The organism is Thiocapsa rosea (assembly GCF_003634315.1).
Lineage (GTDB): Bacteria > Pseudomonadota > Gammaproteobacteria > Chromatiales > Chromatiaceae > Thiocapsa > Thiocapsa rosea.
The window spans coordinates 2,225,315-2,241,464 of record NZ_RBXL01000001.1 but is presented as its reverse complement, the minus strand read 5'-3'; the positions used below and the strand labels follow the sequence as shown (position 1 = coordinate 2,241,464).

At 63.3% G+C, this 16,150-nt stretch carries 12 protein-coding genes and 1 pseudogene; 2 read left to right on the top strand and 11 right to left on the bottom strand.

Features of this window, described 5'->3' with window-relative positions:
* Positions 1 to 30: 30 nt before the first annotated feature.
* The 10 genes and pseudogenes from BDD21_RS09950 to BDD21_RS09905 form a co-directional block, all read right to left on the bottom strand.
* Positions 31 to 2,766, bottom strand: coding sequence for a phospholipase D-like domain-containing anti-phage protein (locus BDD21_RS09950; RefSeq protein WP_120797046.1), 2,736 nt, complete (start codon positions 2,764 to 2,766; stop codon positions 31 to 33).
* A gap of 113 nt (positions 2,767 to 2,879) precedes the next feature.
* On the bottom strand, positions 2,880 to 3,080 hold the full coding sequence (locus tag BDD21_RS09945; protein WP_120797045.1) for a DUF2283 domain-containing protein: 201 nt from the start codon (positions 3,078 to 3,080) through the stop codon (positions 2,880 to 2,882).
* A gap of 36 nt (positions 3,081 to 3,116) precedes the next feature.
* Entirely contained in the window at positions 3,117 to 3,296 is a 180-nt protein-coding gene (locus BDD21_RS09940) for a hypothetical protein (RefSeq protein ID WP_120797044.1), read from the bottom strand.
* 233 nt (positions 3,297 to 3,529) lie between these two features.
* A pseudogene (locus BDD21_RS09935) lies at positions 3,530 to 6,571 on the bottom strand (anti-phage-associated DUF1156 domain-containing protein).
* A 259-nt stretch (positions 6,572 to 6,830) separates the two neighbouring features.
* On the bottom strand, positions 6,831 to 7,232 hold the full coding sequence (locus BDD21_RS09930) for a type II toxin-antitoxin system VapC family toxin (protein ID WP_120797043.1): 402 nt from the start codon (positions 7,230 to 7,232) through the stop codon (positions 6,831 to 6,833).
* Positions 7,229 to 7,513: a FitA-like ribbon-helix-helix domain-containing protein gene (locus BDD21_RS09925; RefSeq protein WP_147431038.1), complete on the bottom strand. Its 285-nt coding sequence runs from the start codon at positions 7,511 to 7,513 to the stop codon at positions 7,229 to 7,231. Before BDD21_RS09925 ends, BDD21_RS09930 begins: the two co-directional genes overlap by 4 nt.
* A gap of 98 nt (positions 7,514 to 7,611) precedes the next feature.
* On the bottom strand, positions 7,612 to 8,199 hold the full coding sequence (locus BDD21_RS09920; protein WP_120797041.1) for an anti-phage-associated DUF3780 domain-containing protein: 588 nt from the start codon (positions 8,197 to 8,199) through the stop codon (positions 7,612 to 7,614).
* Positions 8,200 to 8,437: 238 nt separating this feature from the next.
* Complete coding sequence (locus tag BDD21_RS09915) at positions 8,438 to 8,827, bottom strand: GxxExxY protein (RefSeq protein WP_120797040.1); 390 nt, start codon at positions 8,825 to 8,827, stop codon at positions 8,438 to 8,440.
* Positions 8,828 to 9,104: 277 nt separating this feature from the next.
* On the bottom strand, positions 9,105 to 12,212 hold the full coding sequence (locus BDD21_RS09910; protein WP_342769598.1) for an anti-phage-associated DUF499 domain-containing protein: 3,108 nt from the start codon (positions 12,210 to 12,212) through the stop codon (positions 9,105 to 9,107).
* Between the two features lie 206 nt (positions 12,213 to 12,418).
* The gene (locus BDD21_RS09905; RefSeq protein WP_120797038.1) at positions 12,419 to 12,748 is read right to left on the bottom strand and encodes a hypothetical protein; all 330 of its coding nucleotides are present in this window, start codon (positions 12,746 to 12,748) and stop codon (positions 12,419 to 12,421) included.
* 149 nt (positions 12,749 to 12,897) lie between these two features.
* Here BDD21_RS09905 and BDD21_RS09900 point away from each other — a divergent pair, with 149 nt between their 5' ends.
* Positions 12,898 to 13,347 (top strand): hypothetical protein, encoded by a 450-nt coding sequence (locus BDD21_RS09900; protein ID WP_120797037.1) that lies wholly within the window; start codon positions 12,898 to 12,900, stop codon positions 13,345 to 13,347.
* A gap of 12 nt (positions 13,348 to 13,359) precedes the next feature.
* On the opposite strand, the gene BDD21_RS09895 is transcribed toward BDD21_RS09900, so the two are convergent.
* On the bottom strand, positions 13,360 to 14,214 hold the full coding sequence (locus BDD21_RS09895) for an alpha/beta hydrolase family protein (RefSeq protein WP_120797036.1): 855 nt from the start codon (positions 14,212 to 14,214) through the stop codon (positions 13,360 to 13,362).
* Positions 14,215 to 14,604: 390 nt separating this feature from the next.
* On the opposite strand from BDD21_RS09895, the gene BDD21_RS09890 reads away from it, so the two are divergent.
* On the top strand, positions 14,605 to 16,146 hold the full coding sequence (locus tag BDD21_RS09890; protein ID WP_245969508.1) for a DUF2867 domain-containing protein: 1,542 nt from the start codon (positions 14,605 to 14,607) through the stop codon (positions 16,144 to 16,146).
* Positions 16,147 to 16,150: the final 4 nt, after the last annotated feature.

Here is a 16,150-nt window from a genome sequence, read left to right as displayed (position 1 = left end):
GAACGGCATCCGGATATGCGCTCCGCTGCGCTATGCACTCCACCCTCGCCGCATCAGGTCATCGAGATCCCGTCGTGCCAGCACGGCGGCGCAATCCCGCCAGGCGTCATCCGCCGGCTTGATGCTGTCGTTGTAGCGCAGGTCGAACCCGGTCGCCTGACGGCGCTCCTCGATGTAGCGATCCATCTTCTCGCCCAAGGTCTCCAGATCGTCGATCCAGGTATCCTTGATGGTGTCGGGCAGACCGCCGAAGAGGTCGTAGCGGTTGCGCATGCGCTCGGACAGGCGCGCGTAGACCGTCTCGTCGACCGTGCCCTGATGCACGAGATTGAGCATGTCCACGGTGGCGCGCGCCTGCCCGAAGCGCTTGATGCGCCCGATGCGCTGCTCCAAGCGGGTCGGATTCCAGGGGAGATCCACGTTGATCAGCGTGCCGAGGGTTTGCAGGTTCAGTCCCTCGCAGGCGGCGTCGGTGGCAACCATGATGCGGATGTCGTGGTCGGCGACCATCCGCTTGAGCTCCTCGCGGACGATGCCGACCGCCTGGCCCTCGCGATAGAGTCGGCTGCGATCGGCCCCGGCATACAGCCCGATGGTCTCGGCCGGATGCTCGGCGGCCAGGGCATCGGCGACCCAGCGGGCAGTGTCGTAATACTGGCTGAAGATGATGCAGCCGAGATCCAGCCAACCCTCCTCGTTGAGGTAGTAGCGGACGGCGCACAGCTTCGGATCATCGCCCATGCCGGCCAAGGCGGCGAGCAGCGATTCGAGCGCGGCACGCTCCGCGTCGGTCTGCACGGCCAGCTCCTCCTCGCCATCTTCGGTCTGCTCGATGACCTTGCGCCCCGCCAGGAGCTTGGTTGCGGTGTTGATCCCGGCCACGACGCTGGAGCAAACGCGTTGTTGCATCAGGTTCTTCATGAAGCCGCCGCCCTTGCCGCGTTTGGCCAGAACAGCGCCGAATTCCAGAGCCTCGGCGTAGGCCCGATCGAAATCCGGCGTGGTGCGCAGGGCGATGTCCTGGAACAGGGCGTTGAAGCGATGCGGATCCTTCACCAACCCCTGCTCCGGATGGACATTGACGGCGATTTTGTCCAGCAGCCCGCGCGCTTCGAGGGTCGTGCGTTTGCGCAGGACGACATGACGGACCAACGGATTCTCGCGCTGGAAGAAACTCGCCCCGTCGATCACCCGATCCAGTTCGGTTTCCAGGTCGTCGCGCAACTCCGGGGGGAGATCGGTCAGTGCCCCGGCCAGGTGCTCGTTCGCGCGCAGTCCGAGGTCTTCGCGCAGGTTGTGGAACAGGCGCCGGGCGTTGGGCTCGTTGGTCGAATCACGGGTCGGCAGCGGCGAGCGCAGCAACTGCCAGCCGTAGTCGATGTCCTCGACCCGCTGCGCGCCGCCGAGCAGCGGCAACACCCGTTCCGGGTAGTGCCAATCGGCCAGCGCATGCCCGAGCACGAAGCCCTGGCTGCCGCGGTGCAGCACGCGCACCAGGTCCCACAGATCCTCGGCCTTGGTCTGGATCGGAGTCGCGGTGCCGAGCAGCAGATGATCGGTGCGGTCGGCGATGGCGTGCATGAAGGCAAGCAGCGCGTTCGGTTCGCCGGCGTCCGCTCCGTAGCCCTGGCGCGAGCGCGCCTTATGGGCCTCGTCGAGGATCACCAGCGCGTAGCCGATCCCGACCAGGATCGCCTTCTCGCGCGAGGGTTGCACCATCAGCCCGGTGGAGACGATGCCGATGCGCAGCGGACAGCGGGCGATGTGCTCCGCGCCGCTCGGGGAGATCGCCCGCGCCTCGGTGTCGAGCCAGACCTTGCGCATGGAATGCCACCGGGCGCAGGGAATACCGAGCTTGTCGATCATCTCGGTCTGCCACTGCTCGCAGAGCGTGGCGGGGGCGAAGATCACGATCGGCTTGCGACGTCGACGCGTCTTCTCGGCAAGCAGACACAACGTCAGGGCGGCGGTACCGAGCGACAGTGTCTTGCCGAGACCCACCTCGTCGGCCAACAACAGCCGGACCTGGCCGTGGTCGTTGGAGTGCTGCAAACACTCAGTCACGAAACCCTGCTGCCAGGGTTGCAGCGACATGCCCTCGCGGTACAGCGGGGACTCGATCAGCGCCGCCGGGGCGAGGGTCTCCTCGGTCGTGATCTCGCCGAGCTCGACCTCGAAGCGTCGCCCGCGCCGGCGAACCTCCCGGCAGACCGCCTCGGGCAGTGGTTTCGCCGCGTTCCACAGGTGCTCGAACTCGGCCTCGATCCAGGCCACGCCCTCGGGCGAATCGTCCTCCCAGAGGATCTCGTAGTGCTTCTGCCAACCGTGTCGGGTCTCGTTCATCGAGCCGATGAAGCCGACCTTGCGCCCGTCGGCCCGTTCGATCACGCCGGCCTTGCCGTGCAGAAAGCCGCAGAGGCTGTCGGGCGCGACCCGGATCACCTGGCCGCGCCGGGCCAGAAAGGCATCGAGACGCCGATAACGCTCGCGGTTGAGCAGCGATTCGGCCTCGATCGAGCGCTCGTTCCAGCGTCCCAGCATGCGCGCCTCGCGCAGTTGCGCGACCTTCAGATCCTCGGGCGAGAGATCGACGTTGCAGACGATGCGCACGTCCGCCACCGACTCCAGCCATTCGTGGGCGATCTCGAACAGGGAACTGGTGAAGTAGCCGGCGATGCGCCGGTAACTGCGCGCGCCTTGGAGTTGCTCGGCCAGAAAGCTCTGGTCAAGACGCTGAGTGCGGGAAGAAAAGCGGCGGATGCTCATGGATTCTCACGGAGACACGGAGACACGGAGAAGGGGAGAAAACAAGAGAAAGGGGAATATAGAAAAGTTCTCTCAGTGTCTCCGCGTCTCCGTGTCTCCATGAGATGACATCGTTAGGCGGCTTCGGAGATCACCCGCTCGATCTGCAACGGGTAAACGCCGCTTTTCTGTGCGTCCAGGATGGTCATCTCGCCGATTCCGGCCGCCGTATAACCGATGTTCAGGTTCCAGCTCAGGGTCTCGTCACGCACGATGGGATCCTTTGAGAACTCGATGAACAGGGTGTCGTCCTCTTCGTGGTAGACGATCTTCATGGATCTTCCTCCCGGCGTGTCCAGTATTGGTCTCGATCAGGAAGCCCATTCTGGATCACCCCGACCGAAGTCCCGAGCGCGGTGCAGATCCTCGGCGGTGAGACCCTCCGTCAAGCCCGCCAACAGGCTCTTCAGATCGCCGCCGTCATTGGCGAGGCGAGGTGGATCATCCATCGGCAACAGCACGCCGAGAAGGGTTTCTTCCAGATTGGACATCAGGCAATACCTCTACCCATATCTCGATAAGAGCATTTCTCTCACGGAGACACGGAGACACGGAGAAAATGCACCGAACAACAGCGCCGGAAAGCTCCGAGACCAAGGTCGGAAGCCTGTCAGACCGGCGGTCGTCGATGGCACGATTCAGAAATGACGCCGCGTCACGGGTCTGAGTTTCTGTTTTCTCAATTTTTTTTCTCCGTGCCTCCGTGTCTCCGTGAGAGAATTCTTCACTGCAACCGCTGGTTTCGCATCCGGCTGGCGATCGCCTCCGCGGCGCGCCGGATCTCCGGTCCGCGGGCCTTGGCGGCGATGAAGGCGGTCATGTCGATCAGCAGCGGACGACGGTGGAGATAATCCGGGATCGCGTCGCGCAGATTGGCCATGACGACCTCGGGATCCTTGTCGGCCAGGAACTCCTGCACGGCGCTGACCAGCGCCGCGAGCGGGGTGGCGCCGAGCTCGGTCCGGTCAGTGAGATCGCGCGGCTTGAACTCGGTGACGGCTTTGAGCCGCGCCGCGTTGGGTTTGGTGCTCGCCATCACCGCCGCATAGTCGTCGACCCGGAACGCCTTGGCGAAGTTCTGGTAGTTGTCGAGCTTGGACGCCCCGGTGGTCTCCATGTCGAGCATGCGCAGATAGAAGCGCTGGATGCCGCCGATGGCCTGCCAAGTCTCGCGGTCGAGTCCTTCGGGAACGAGCAAACCGTTGGCGGTCTCGGCGGCCTGCTCGACGATCTCGTCGACCACCGTGGTCTCGCCCTTGCGACGCGGACGGAAGGCAAAGGCGGTCACATCCTCGCCGCCGAGACTGGTGTAACCGGTCAGGACCTTCAGCGCCGCCGCGTAGCCGGCCATCTGGAGGTCCGAGTCGTTGAAGACCGGCGCGCCCATGCGGGCCTCGGTCTCGGTGTTGAGATGCAGCATCTGTTTGATCTGGGCATCGACCTCGCGCTTCACCTCGGGGAGGATGCGCTGCTTGAAACAGGGGCGCTCGCCGGCGGGGCGCTTGCGCAGCATCAGGATCACGGTGCCCTGGACTTAGCCTCCTTTCTTGAGCTCCGAGGTCGTCTCGGTGGCGATATACCAGGCCCCGACCACTTGCAGACCCGCGGCCCAGAAGATGCTCACCATGTCGGACCAGACGCAGGTGTCCTGGTGGGTGAACATGACACATTGCATGCCGTTGTCCGGCATGTGCTCGGTCATCGCCTTGTAGGCGTCGACCATGCCGCGGCGGAAGTCGTCGCCCGAACCCTTGATGGCGAGGTCGCGACGGGAGTCCCAGGTCCATTCATCGAAGGGCGGCGGCGGGTTCTTGCGGAGCCAGGCGATGAAGTATTCGGTGATTTCGTGGTACATCACCGCATTGGCATAAGGGGGATCTGTTACCCAAATATCACTTTCAGCCGCAAGAGCAAGCACGGGACTACACAAAACAATCGAACGTGTTTCTAAAGGAAACAAAGGAATTTCTAGCCGAACGTAGGATTTCAAATCCATGAAACCCCTAGAACCCCAATTATAAATAGTGTTAAGCGCCTGGTTTGAGAAAGTATTCTGCAGCCCTCCTTTCCTTCCATCATTGTGCCATGAACATAATTTGGACTGCAAATTCAGGATTCCACCCAATCCCACCCATAGATTCTCACTATAGCCCAGCCTCATCATATAACTCACCATCAAAATCTGGCGGCTATTAAATAAATGATGCCAGTATGACCAACCCCTTGCAACAACGAGATCTCGCCCCTGATAGCGCGGAGCACCGCCAATTTCGAGCGGCATATCCGGCACCAATCCCTCATCCTGCCAGCGCGCGAGGTTCTGGGCGACGATTGATTCAACCTGTCGCTCGCGTTCCAGATCCTCCTCGTTTACCGCGGCAAAGAACGTCGTCGAACGAGGCACGTCCCACGTTTCGCGCGTGATCCACTGGATGCAGTAAAGCCGCTCCTGAAAGATGTCGTCCGAGCGGGGCTTGAAGTCGTACTTCTCCCAGCTGCGAAGCTTGTTTGCGATATTGCCGTCAGCATCGCGATAGTCACCGCGAAGTGTCTTGATGGGCGTCCGATAGGTCTTCCCATCAAGCTCATAAACAAGATTTCCTTCACGCACCGTGCCCTGCTCAGCGGCCGTTACCTCGGCAGCCGAAACACCGGTTAGAATTTCAATATCAAATCGCTGGTTGGAGAAGTTCGGAACCAGCTTGGCAATAACGCCTCGAATCCTCGAAACCACCCAGCTCGGCGCCATCGGTACCATCCAGCCGGTCTCCGGGCAGCGGGTCTCAAGGCAGTACAGATAGGCCTTGGCCCGATTGCCCTGGCTGTCGTGCTCGATGCCCAGCGCCGTGATCTCCCGATCGACCGCCTCGGCGATCTCGCGTTGAGCCTGGTCAATCTCTGCGCGCTTCTCGGGCGACGCTCCGATGATATTGAGCGCCCCCCAGGTCAGCATGCAGGCGATGGGGTTGAGGTCCGAGGCATAGACATCGCAGCCCAACCGGGCGGCCTCGAAGGGGATGGAACCCCCGCCGCAGAAGGTGTCGCCCACCTTCGGACGATGACCGAAGCGCAGGATGCCGAGCTGCTCGACCAGCTCCTGATGCGAGCGAGCCTCGATCCCGAAGCGACCCAGATGGGCGTTCACCGCCGGCCAGATCGGCGCGTAGAGAGCCGCCTGGTCCAGCTCCTCCGGACGCTTGCAGAGCCCGGCGCGCTCCTCGTAGGTGGCGAAGGTCGCGAGTGTGCGGGCCAGTAGCTCCAGCTTCTCGGCCGGGTCGATATCGCGTCGCCAACGCAGGGCGAGACCTGGGTAGTCGTCCGGATCGAACGGGAACCGGATGCCCTCGATCTCCTGCGCGTCCGCGACATTGCCTTTGAAGACAGTGCTGAAGTGGCGCCAGGGATTCTCCAAGGTGATCCGTCGCGCGACGTCGGCCGGGGCAAGTCTGGGCTCGCGCCGGGCGAGTCCGGCGGTGTCGAAGGCCATCAGCTGCTCGAAGATCTCCAGGTCCTGCTCGGGATCATCCGTCTGGGGCAACAGGCTGCCGAGCAGGATGGCCCTCACCAGGATGAGCGGCTTGCGACCCTTCCAGTAGGAGCCGAGCGCGGTCAGCGTCTGCCCTGCGCCGGCCTTGCGCTCGCGCTGGGCCTCGAACGAGATCTTCTGTGCCGGAAAGACCGCCTCGATCAGCGCCGGCGCATCTCTTAACGCAAAAGGCTCTAGCCGCACTTCTCTGACTGCTGTATCCGTATCTGCTTCAATCATCATCGCGGTGCGAGTCCAAAGGCTTTATATCTCTCACGGAGACACGGAGTCACGGAGAAGAAGGAGAAGGAGAAGGAGAAGGAGAAGAAGAAAGAGCAAAACCGAGAAAGCAAAGAATAATAGACGAGAGAATAAATGCGACGTTCTGATTCAACATTAAACACCCTCTCCATCTCCGTGTCTCCGTGTCTCCGTGTCTCCGTGAGAGCACTCTCTTCATTTCCGAGACTCCGTGAGAGGATGAAACAAGCTCTATAGATCATGGTGTCCGGATGATCCAGTCTTCGAGCCTCAACGCCTCGAACCGCTCGTAGTGCCGGGTATTGCCGGTCACCAGGGTGGCGCCGTGCGCGAGGGCGATGGCGGCGATCATCAGGTCCGCATCGGCTACCGTCGTGCCTGCCGCGCGCAGGCGCGCCTTGTGCTGTCCGAAGAGCAACGCCGCGGGCAGCGTGAAATCGAGGATCGGCAAGGTCGACAGGAATTCGGTCACCAGGGTTTGGTTCGGCTCCGGTGCGCGTGAATTGGCGGCTCCGCAGGCCAGCTCGCAGGCGGTGATCCAGGTCGTCGCCACCCGATCGAGGGTGGACCGGCGCCGCTGCAAAACCTGCGCGTTGCCGCGCAGGATCTCGATGCAGACATCCGTATCCAACAGCTTCACAGCGTGTGCTCGCGACCCAGCGTGCGGGAGAGGTAGATGTCCGCGATCAAATCATCGGTGTCACGTTCGCTGCCCTCCCAGCGTCCGCTCAGCGCCTCCCAGGCTCCGAGCTGGGCGTCGCTCTCCTGGCGAAGCCGACTCGCGGGATCGGCCGTCGATTCAAGTGCCTGCTCGAGCAGCCAGATGGCTTCGCGGTTGAGGCTGCGTTGATCTTGGGCGGCCCGGCTGCGCAGACGCTCCATCAAGGGAACGGGGATGTCTTTCAACGTGAGTGAAGGCATTGAACGGGTGTTGTCGACGATCTGAGATGCAACCAGTTTGGTTGCGGCTCGGGCGAACGTCAATCCGCGGCACGCGGTTCGGATCGGCCCTCGCCCGATCAGTCGTGGAAAACCGGCAGCGTTCCCTGCTCTTGCGGTCCGGCCTGCTCCGGGAGCATCCGGGTCTTCAACTGGGCATTCTGGGCGACATCCCCCAAGGCGAAACGCAGCGCGACGCGCCATCCCTTCTCCGCATCCTGTGGGCCGCCGGTCGCGACCGCGGTCATCCCGAACAACCACCAGCGTTCCTCGGGGCGCAGTGCGAGCCAGTTGCGCACCGCCACCCGGATCTTCTCGGGATCCAGACGCTCGACCGCCCAGGCCAGAATGCACAGCTCCTTGCCGAGCAGCCGGTCGACCGGGGTCTCGCCGACCTTCCAGGTTCCGCCGGCGAGGTTGTGCTCCGCGAGCCGGGCATTGAAGGCGCGCTGCACCTCGGCACGGATCGCGCTCCAGCGCGCACGCTCCAGGAGCACACGGTCGATGACCTGCTCGCGCGCACTCTCCGAGCCCATACCGAGGTGCTCGCGAATCAGGATCGGCGCGGTATTGCCGCGGGGAATCGCGACCACGAAATGATGCGGGTCGGAGGTTGCCGGCACGCCGAAGCCGCGTGTGGGATGGGCGTAGGTCGTTCGCTCGGCCAATTTATGCTCTCACGGAGACACGGAGACACGGAGATGAAGACGCGGAGATGGAGATCATTTCGTTGTTCTCTCACGGAGACACTGAGACGAAATAAGGGCGTGGAATTTTGATTCAGAACATCGCATGCGATTTCTCGCTCTTGTCCTTTCTCTATTTATCTCTTTCTTTCTCTTTTTCTCCGTGTCTCCGTGTCTCCGTGAGAGTCTTCTGTCTTTTCCCTAGATCTCTCCGTGAGCGTCATTCCCCACCCAACTTCCCATTGATCGTTCGCGTGATGCCGTCCTTCATCAACGCCTCGCCGAAATTCAGAAGATAGCCGACAGTCAGCCCCGTCAGACGAAGATACGTGAGTAGCTGCTTCTTGTGTGCATTCGTGACATGCTCGACCGACTTCAGCTCCAGGATCACCTTACCGCCGACAATCAGGTCGGCACGAAAACCCTCCTCAAACCGAAGATTATCGTAAACGATCGGAACCACGACCTGCCTCTCGACCAACAGGCCACGTTTGACAAGCTCATAAGTCAAGACGGTCTCATAGACACTTTCCAGTAAACCAGGCCCAAGACGCATATGAACCTTCACCGCGCAGTCGACGACAATCGTACCGATCTCGTTCTCATCCATTTTACGATTCCCTGGCGAAGTTTTTTCTCACGGAGACATGGAGATGAAAGCACTGTAATCATGTCATTATTCTCTCACGGAGACACGGAGACACGGAGACACGGAGATAGGAGGTGAGTAGGGTTCTGGATTTTGATTCATAACTTTACATGCGCTTTCTCTTCTCTTCGTATTTCTCTTTCTCTTTCTCTTTCTCTTTCTTCTCCGTGTCTCCGTGTCTCCGTGAGAGTCCCGATCATTTTCTCTCGGTATCTCGGTGTCTCCGTGAGAGACCGGATCATTCCCCCTGAATCACATCGCCGGCGGCAAGGCCGATCCCGGCGATCTCGACGAACTCCTTGAGCGCATAGCCGTCGCCGAAGCGGATGCCGCCCTTGATCAGCACCTGCACGGCGGCTTGCGGATCGCCGAGTGCGGCGCGAATGCCGTTGATGGCGGCCTCGATCGCGGCGGCGGTCAGCTCGCGGTCGTTGAAGCGGATCTGGGCCGCGGTCTCTCCCTCGCCGATGAGGATCTGCACCCCGCGCAGCAGGGTCTCGGGGCGATCCTTGAAGCGCTGAATTACCGCGAAGGCCTTGTCGGTGGTGTCGATGGAGATCTTCGGCTTCACCAGGTGGGCCGCTTTGGTGTCGTCGATGATGACCCGGTCGTCGCCGTCGGCCGGGACCTGGATCTTGGCGCTCTTCTCGACCTCGTCGGCCTTGGCCGCAACCAGGATGGTGCAGCCCTTGGCGGGGACGGCGAACGGCTCGGCGTAACGGGTGCCCTCTTTGGGATTGGTGCCGTCGAGGGTATAGCGCATCTCGGCCGGCGGGGTGCAACGCAGCTCGACCTTGCGGGTATCGGCGAGCGCATGGATCTCGTGGCGGATGACCAGGTCGGCGGTCCAGCGGGTCGGCTCCCCGATGCGGTATTTGCCGGTGCTGTCGACCGCCAAAAAGTAGAGGGTCGCCGCGGTGGTGCGGTAGTCCTCGAGATCCTGCACCTGCTCGTCCTGCTCCGACACGGCGGCGGTTTTGGCGACATGGACGCGCGGACTGTCGCCGGCATTGCGCGGGGTCAGCACCAGAGTGGTCTCGCCGGTCTCGCGAAGGGTCCCGGCGGGGGTGACGTTGACCGAGGTCTGCTCGGGCGGGAAAGGTCCCTTCTCGATGTGACCCTCGGGGGTTTGGCGCCAACGCCCCTGCTTGAGTGCCTCGTCGCGCAGGACATCCAGGCCGCGTGCACCCGGCATCCAGGGCCAGGTGGGATCGGTCTTGGCGCGCATGACCAGATCGCGCCAGGGCACGCGCCGGTCTTTCCCCGGCCAGAGATAGGTCTCGGCCATCGCCCAGTAGCTGAGCAGGTCATCGGCCATGTCGAGCGCGAGCTTGTTGTCGCAGCGCCCGCTTGCCAGCAGCCTCTCGATCTGGGCCTCGGCGGCATGCTCGCCGGTGCCGAAGCTCAGACCGTTGTCGATGGTCGCCATCACCAGCTCGCCGTCGCCACCCGGATAGAACAACCGGTTGTAGGCGCCGGAGACGGCCTTGGTGAAGCGCTCGGCGAGCTCTTCGTACTTGTCCCGTGCCTCCTCGAACAGGGTGTCGCCCGGTTTGAGGTTGGCATGGATGCGCTCGACCGCGTAGAGCTCGCGCAGGCGCGCCTCGACCTCGTTGGCGAGATGGCTGTCGTGGCCGGACAGGATGAGGACGTTGTTCTTCTCTTGCTGGAATTCGTAGAAGCCACGGATCGCCTCCGGCGGGGTGCGCCCGTCCGGTTGCACGACGAGCAGGATGCGCGCACCCGAGAGCTTCACGTCGTCGAGCCGCGGCATGATCTGCACGTCCTGGTAGGCCGCGCGGGTCTTGCTCTGGGCCTGAAACAGCCCCTCCAGCCGGTTGATCAGCGCCTGCTCGAGCTTCGGCAGCGGGATCTGTTTGGCGTCGCGCTCGATGCGCCGACCGAGGTTCTCGGTTTCCTTGAAGTAGAAGGCTTCGCCCTCGCGATGCAGATACCAGGCGCGATCGCGCAGGCGCTCCAGGCCGGCGAGGAACTCGTCGGCCTTGCGATTGGGTGCGGCGAGATACTCGATGATCTCGGCTTGGGTGAGGCCGGTGTGGGCACCGACGGCGCGCGAGAGCGAGGCCGAGAGCAGCAGTTTGGCGACCTGCCCGGCCGCATCGCTGCCCAGGTCCCCGTCGATCTCCTCGGCGCGCGCATTGCCGTGGTCGGCGATGTCGTTGACCACCGCCGGCAGCAGCGCCGGGTTGACGCGCTGGATCTCGTCGCGCACCTGGGTGTCGTTGAGATCCAGGTGTTGGGTGCCGATGAGGAAGACATCGTTGGCTTTGCGGTTCCACACGCTGCGCAGCAGCCGGGCGGTGAACTGCATCAGCCCGCGGGTCTGGCGGAAGCCCTCGTTCTCCTTGAACAGGGCCACCAGGTTCTTGAACGAGGGATGGAAGGGATAGGTCTCGCGGACCTCCTCGGCGACCTCTTCCATCGCGCGGGCGGTGATGTAACCGCCGTCCTCGGCGGCCTTGACCTGCTCGGCGAAGGCCTCCGCGACGGCGTCGACCAGCGACGCGTCGGGAAGCTCGGTGAAGAGGCGCTTCTTGAGGATCGCGTAGATCTCGTTGCCGGCCAGCTGGACCGGGGTGATGGTCTGGGCCTGACGGCGGGTTTCCTGCTGCAGGTTGGACATGACCCGCGCGAGATCGCGGCTCTGGACGTCGTAGCTGCCCGAGAGGTTGGCGATGACGACGCAGCAGCGTGGCCGTTTGATGGCGGCGCTCAGCAGATTGCCGAGGCTGTAGGTCACCAGATCGGCGAGCGAACCTTTGCCGACGGCGCGGGTGTCGGCGTTGAGCAGATACGGCGGCAGCTCGTCGAGCAGGATCAGCGTCGGCTCGTCGCCGAGGATCTGCAGCCACTTGGCCTCGTCGACCCCGCGGGGACCGTCGATCCAGTAGGGACGGATCAGGTCGTGCTGGCCCAACTGCTCGGCGATCTCGCCCCAGATGTAGTGGTCGGGATCGTTGCGGCCGTTGAAGGCGGCGATGCGGGCGGGACCGAAGTCCAGGCGCTCCGCGAGCTCGGCGGGGAGGACAAGGGCACGGAGCGCCGGGTATCTCGCCAGGAGTCCGATGGCGACCATCAGGTGCGTTTTGCCGCCGCCCATGGCCTGAGCCAGCTCGAAGGCGGCCTGATCGGACAGTCCGGCAAGGCGCAGCAGGCCTTCGCGGAACAGGGTCTCCATCCCCTGCGTGATGTGGTTGCGGGCGAAAAATTCGCTGCCGTCACCTTGATCATGGATGAGGTCAGAGAGGTTCTCGATCGTTTCCGTCATCCGGTAGTCCTGGACCATCGGATGGATCTTGCAGGTGTCACGGACAGTTCCGAGCACGTTACCCCCTGTCTGCCCGCTAGTGATCCTGCAGCGCGGCGAACGCGCCCCTGGAATCCGGGTGACGGTCCCCGATGATGCCCGACGACGACGTCGGTCTATTGGCGAATCATGGTACAGGAGTCATGGGCGGGACAACACGATTCGTCCCGATCGCGCCGCCGATCGGTTGACGCCGGCATTTTGGTGCCGGATCGAGATGCCTCTCACGGATGATCCTTTCGACGATTCCGGGCGACGCGGCTCCGCAGACTGATCAGGTCATGCAGATCGCACAGCATGAAGTGGCGATTGGCGGGATGGCTCAAATGCTTCACGGTGGCCGGGTCGCCGTCGTGATAGCGCCGCGCGGAGACACGGAAGGGCTCGGGCAGCGACCGATTGAACGGCGAGGGCTTGACGAGCAGCCGAACGACCTGCTCGAACAGGAGCGCATAGCGGTCGTCGTCGGGCTCGCGATAGAGCGAGCCGAGATCGTCCCCGTAGATGCGAAAGAGGCTTAGATAGTCTTGCTCGTCGGGCTGAGTGCGGCTCATCGGCGGCCTCCGTCGGAGCTTGCATCGGTTCGCGAGGTATCGCGGAGTCGGGATTTCAATCGCATCGGGTGGGGTTGAAGTTCGGGCTTTCGCCATTTAGCCTCGGCTTGATTTTAGACCTGTTCTCCAACTCCGCCGGAGGCGATCGCATGAGCATGTATGCGTCTTTGACATCCGTTCTCGATCGAACCCTCGTCCGGACCCCGCCGGTGACCGGCGACCGTCCGCTTATCCGCAGGGCTGCACTCCTCTTTACGATTGCAGCGACCGCCGCGGTGGCGACGATCGTGACGGCGCCCTTCTCGGCCGCGGGCGGGATGGATCCGGATCTGGTGCGACTCCTACACGCGATGGTCGGGATCAAAGGGATCATTGCCTTGGCCGCCGCGGCACTGGTGTATTGGCGGCTCGGTCATCCGATCGCGACGCCGGTCGCGATCGGCTATGGCACCATGATCTGTGTCTCGGTGGCGGCGCTCGCCTGGCTGTGGACGCTTGCCGGCATTCCGCTCGGCTCACTTTGCTTCTACGGTGGCTTGGCGGGTTTGATCCTGGTCGGGCGTTTCGATTCGGGCCTTTCGGCTGGGCTCGGACGCTGAGCGATCCAGGCGTCACCCGCCGGCCCATCGATCCGCCTGTTTCGCCTGCGACGGAGGCGCGACCAAGGAAACAACCGCGTCGGTGGCTGCCGCAATGATGTCCCGACGCGGCGATGCCTCCTCGGGCGCATCGCGTTTGCAGACCAGTCGGCAGAGCCAGTCGGTAGGGGACTCGAAATCGCAGTGCTCCGCGCCCGTCACCCGCTCCACGGAGGAGCGATCGGTCGCGGAGAAGACGGCGAGACCGTTGTTCTCGGCGTTGCAGGGCGAGGGATCGCCGACCAATCCGATCAGCGGACGATCGAGGCCGGCGGCCATCCCCTCGCCGAGCCGACCGGCGTCAACCAGGTCGAGCGCGACGACGCCGAGGGTGCGCGGATCGTTGCGACCCGCGACCAGGGCCGCCAATCCGCCTGCCGAAAATCCGGCATAGACGACTCGATTTGCGTCCAGCGCATCGGCTACGCGGATCATATCCAGTCCATTGCGGACATGCCGTCCGTCCCAGAACCGCGCGTTGCAGAAGTCCAGGGTCACGGTCGGGATCCCTGCATCTGAAAATGCTCTCGCCAGATCGGCCATCCGCTCCTGGCTGCGAAGAAAGCCATGCCCGAGGACGACCAGGTCCTCGGTCCGCGCTGCTTCCGGTCGATACAGGCGATAGTGCAATGCACAACCGGTCGCCGAATCAACCACGCCGGTCTCGACGTGCCGATCGAAACCATTCCCGCCCGAGGAAAGCGACGCGGTGAGCAACGCCTCGGCAACTTCCTTGTCCAATGCCGAGGTGTGTGAGTCATCCCGTGCGACCAGCCCGAAACAGCCCGCCAAGACCAGACAAACACACAAAATCGCTGTAAACTTCACTTGACACTCGGCCCGTCATACTGAATTGACATTCGTTGCGCCGCATCAACGCGAAACCGCGGAGACTGGCGGAGGATAAGCACCGACGCGGTGCTCGGTTCGATGCCGGGGCGTTTCGCCCCTAAACCGCGTCCACTGCGACATGCGTAGTTTTCATTTTGCGTTTGGCTTTGGAGATGTCCTCGACCCCGGTGAGACGCGGTTTAGAATTTAATATTTTTTAAGACTTTAAACCGCGCCAGCTCCGACAGTCGTCGGAGCTGGCGCGGCCAAGCCATTCCAACACATGACGCATACCGCACCGGGCGCGGTTTAGATGCGAGATGCGGCTGACTGACGACGGAAAAAACCTCCGACGCCTGCGGCAATGACCGCCGGAGAAGGGTCCTGATGGGAACAACGACGGCAGTGAGCACACGCGAGGCCCAGACGCCTGCGCAAGCGCAAACGAAGCCCGCTCCGCAAGGTGCGGGAGGGCTGTGTCTGGTCTTCGGCGCCAGCGGCTACATCGGCGGCCATTTGGTACCGCGCCTGCTCGCCGAAGGACGGCGCGTGCGGGCGAGTTCGCGCAGCCGAGAGACGCTCGAGGCGCGCGGCTGGCCCGGTGTAGAGATCGTACCGGCGGACGCACTTGCACCCGAAACCCTGCCCGCAGCGCTGCAGGACATCGAAGTCGCCTATTATCTGGTGCATTCCATGGCGGCGGGACGCGATTTCGGGCGTCTCGACCTGGAGGCGGCCCGCAACTTTGCCGATGCCGCCGCACAGGCCGGCGTGCGACGCATCGTCTATCTCGGCGGACTCGTCCCGGACGATGCCGTGAGCGAGCACATCGTCTCGCGACGCGACACGGGCGTGGTGCTTCGCCAAGGCTCGGTTCCCGTCACCGAAGTCCGCGCCGGGATCATCGTGGGTCCGGGCTCGGCGGCGTTCGAGGTCATGCGCGACCTGGTTTATCATCTCCCGGTCATGGTCACGCCGCGCTGGGTGCGCGCCAAGTCGCCGCCCATCGCGCTCGAGAATCTGCTGGTCTATCTTGTCCGGCTGCCTTGGGTGGACGAGGCCGCGTCGCTGAGCCTGGATACCGCCGGCCCCGAGACCCTGACCTACACGCAGATGATGTACATCCTGGCCGACGCGGCGGACAAACGCCGCCCCTGGATCATCCCGGTCCCCGTGCTGACACCGGGGCTCTCGGCCCACTGGCTGCGCTTCATCACATCGGTGCCGACGAACGTAGCGCGCGCCCTGATCGAGGGTCTGCGCCATGACTTCGATGCCGACGATGCCGAGACCCGCCGGCTGGTCCCCCAGCGCCTACTGGGGTTTCGCGAGGCCGTCGATGCCGCGTTTGCGCTGGAGCGCAGCGGCGAGCCCATTACGCGCTGGACCGAGGGGGCCTTCGCCGTGCGCAATCAACGTATCGATTACGCCTACTATGCCAAGCGTGCCTCGGGTACGTCCGAGACCCGCGCGGATCCGGCGGCGGTCTGGCGACTGGTGTCCGCGATCGGCGGAGACAACCGCTATTACTACCTGGATACGCTCTGGTCCATCCGCGAGTGGATGGACTGGGCCATCGGCGGCCCCGGACGCTTACGCGGCCGGCGCCATCCGCAAGAGGTGCGCAAGGGCGACCGCATCGACCATTGGAAGGTGCTCGGCGCAGAGCCCGAGAAACGTCTCAGCCTGGCCTTCGGCATGCGCGCGCCCGGGGCCGGCGTGATGGAATTCGACTTGGCCCCACTGCCCGACGGCGGCACGCGCCTCACGGCGACGGCCTACTGGCACCCGGCCGGGGTCTGGGGACTGCTGTACTGGTATTCGCTGGAACCCATTCACCGCTTCGTCTTCAAAGGACTCACGCGTGAGATCTGTCGCCGCGCCGAGCGGGATCAACGCAGACCACGCCCGATCGAAAGCAGTACATAACGAG

Coding starts and splice junctions, on each gene's coding strand:
- BDD21_RS09950 (WP_120797046.1), bottom strand. CDS start 2,766: ATGAGCATCCGCCGCTTTTCTTCCCGCACTCAGCGTCTTGACCAGAGC.
- BDD21_RS09945 (WP_120797045.1), bottom strand. CDS start 3,080: ATGAAGATCGTCTACCACGAAGAGGACGACACCCTGTTCATCGAGTTC.
- BDD21_RS09940 (WP_120797044.1), bottom strand. CDS start 3,296: ATGTCCAATCTGGAAGAAACCCTTCTCGGCGTGCTGTTGCCGATGGAT.
- BDD21_RS09925 (WP_147431038.1), bottom strand. CDS start 7,513: ATGCCTTCACTCACGTTGAAAGACATCCCCGTTCCCTTGATGGAGCGT.
- BDD21_RS09915 (WP_120797040.1), bottom strand. CDS start 8,827: ATGGATGAGAACGAGATCGGTACGATTGTCGTCGACTGCGCGGTGAAG.
- BDD21_RS09905 (WP_120797038.1), bottom strand. CDS start 12,748: ATGAGCCGCACTCAGCCCGACGAGCAAGACTATCTAAGCCTCTTTCGC.
- BDD21_RS09900 (WP_120797037.1), top strand. CDS start 12,898: ATGAGCATGTATGCGTCTTTGACATCCGTTCTCGATCGAACCCTCGTC.
- BDD21_RS09890 (WP_245969508.1), top strand. CDS start 14,605: ATGGGAACAACGACGGCAGTGAGCACACGCGAGGCCCAGACGCCTGCG.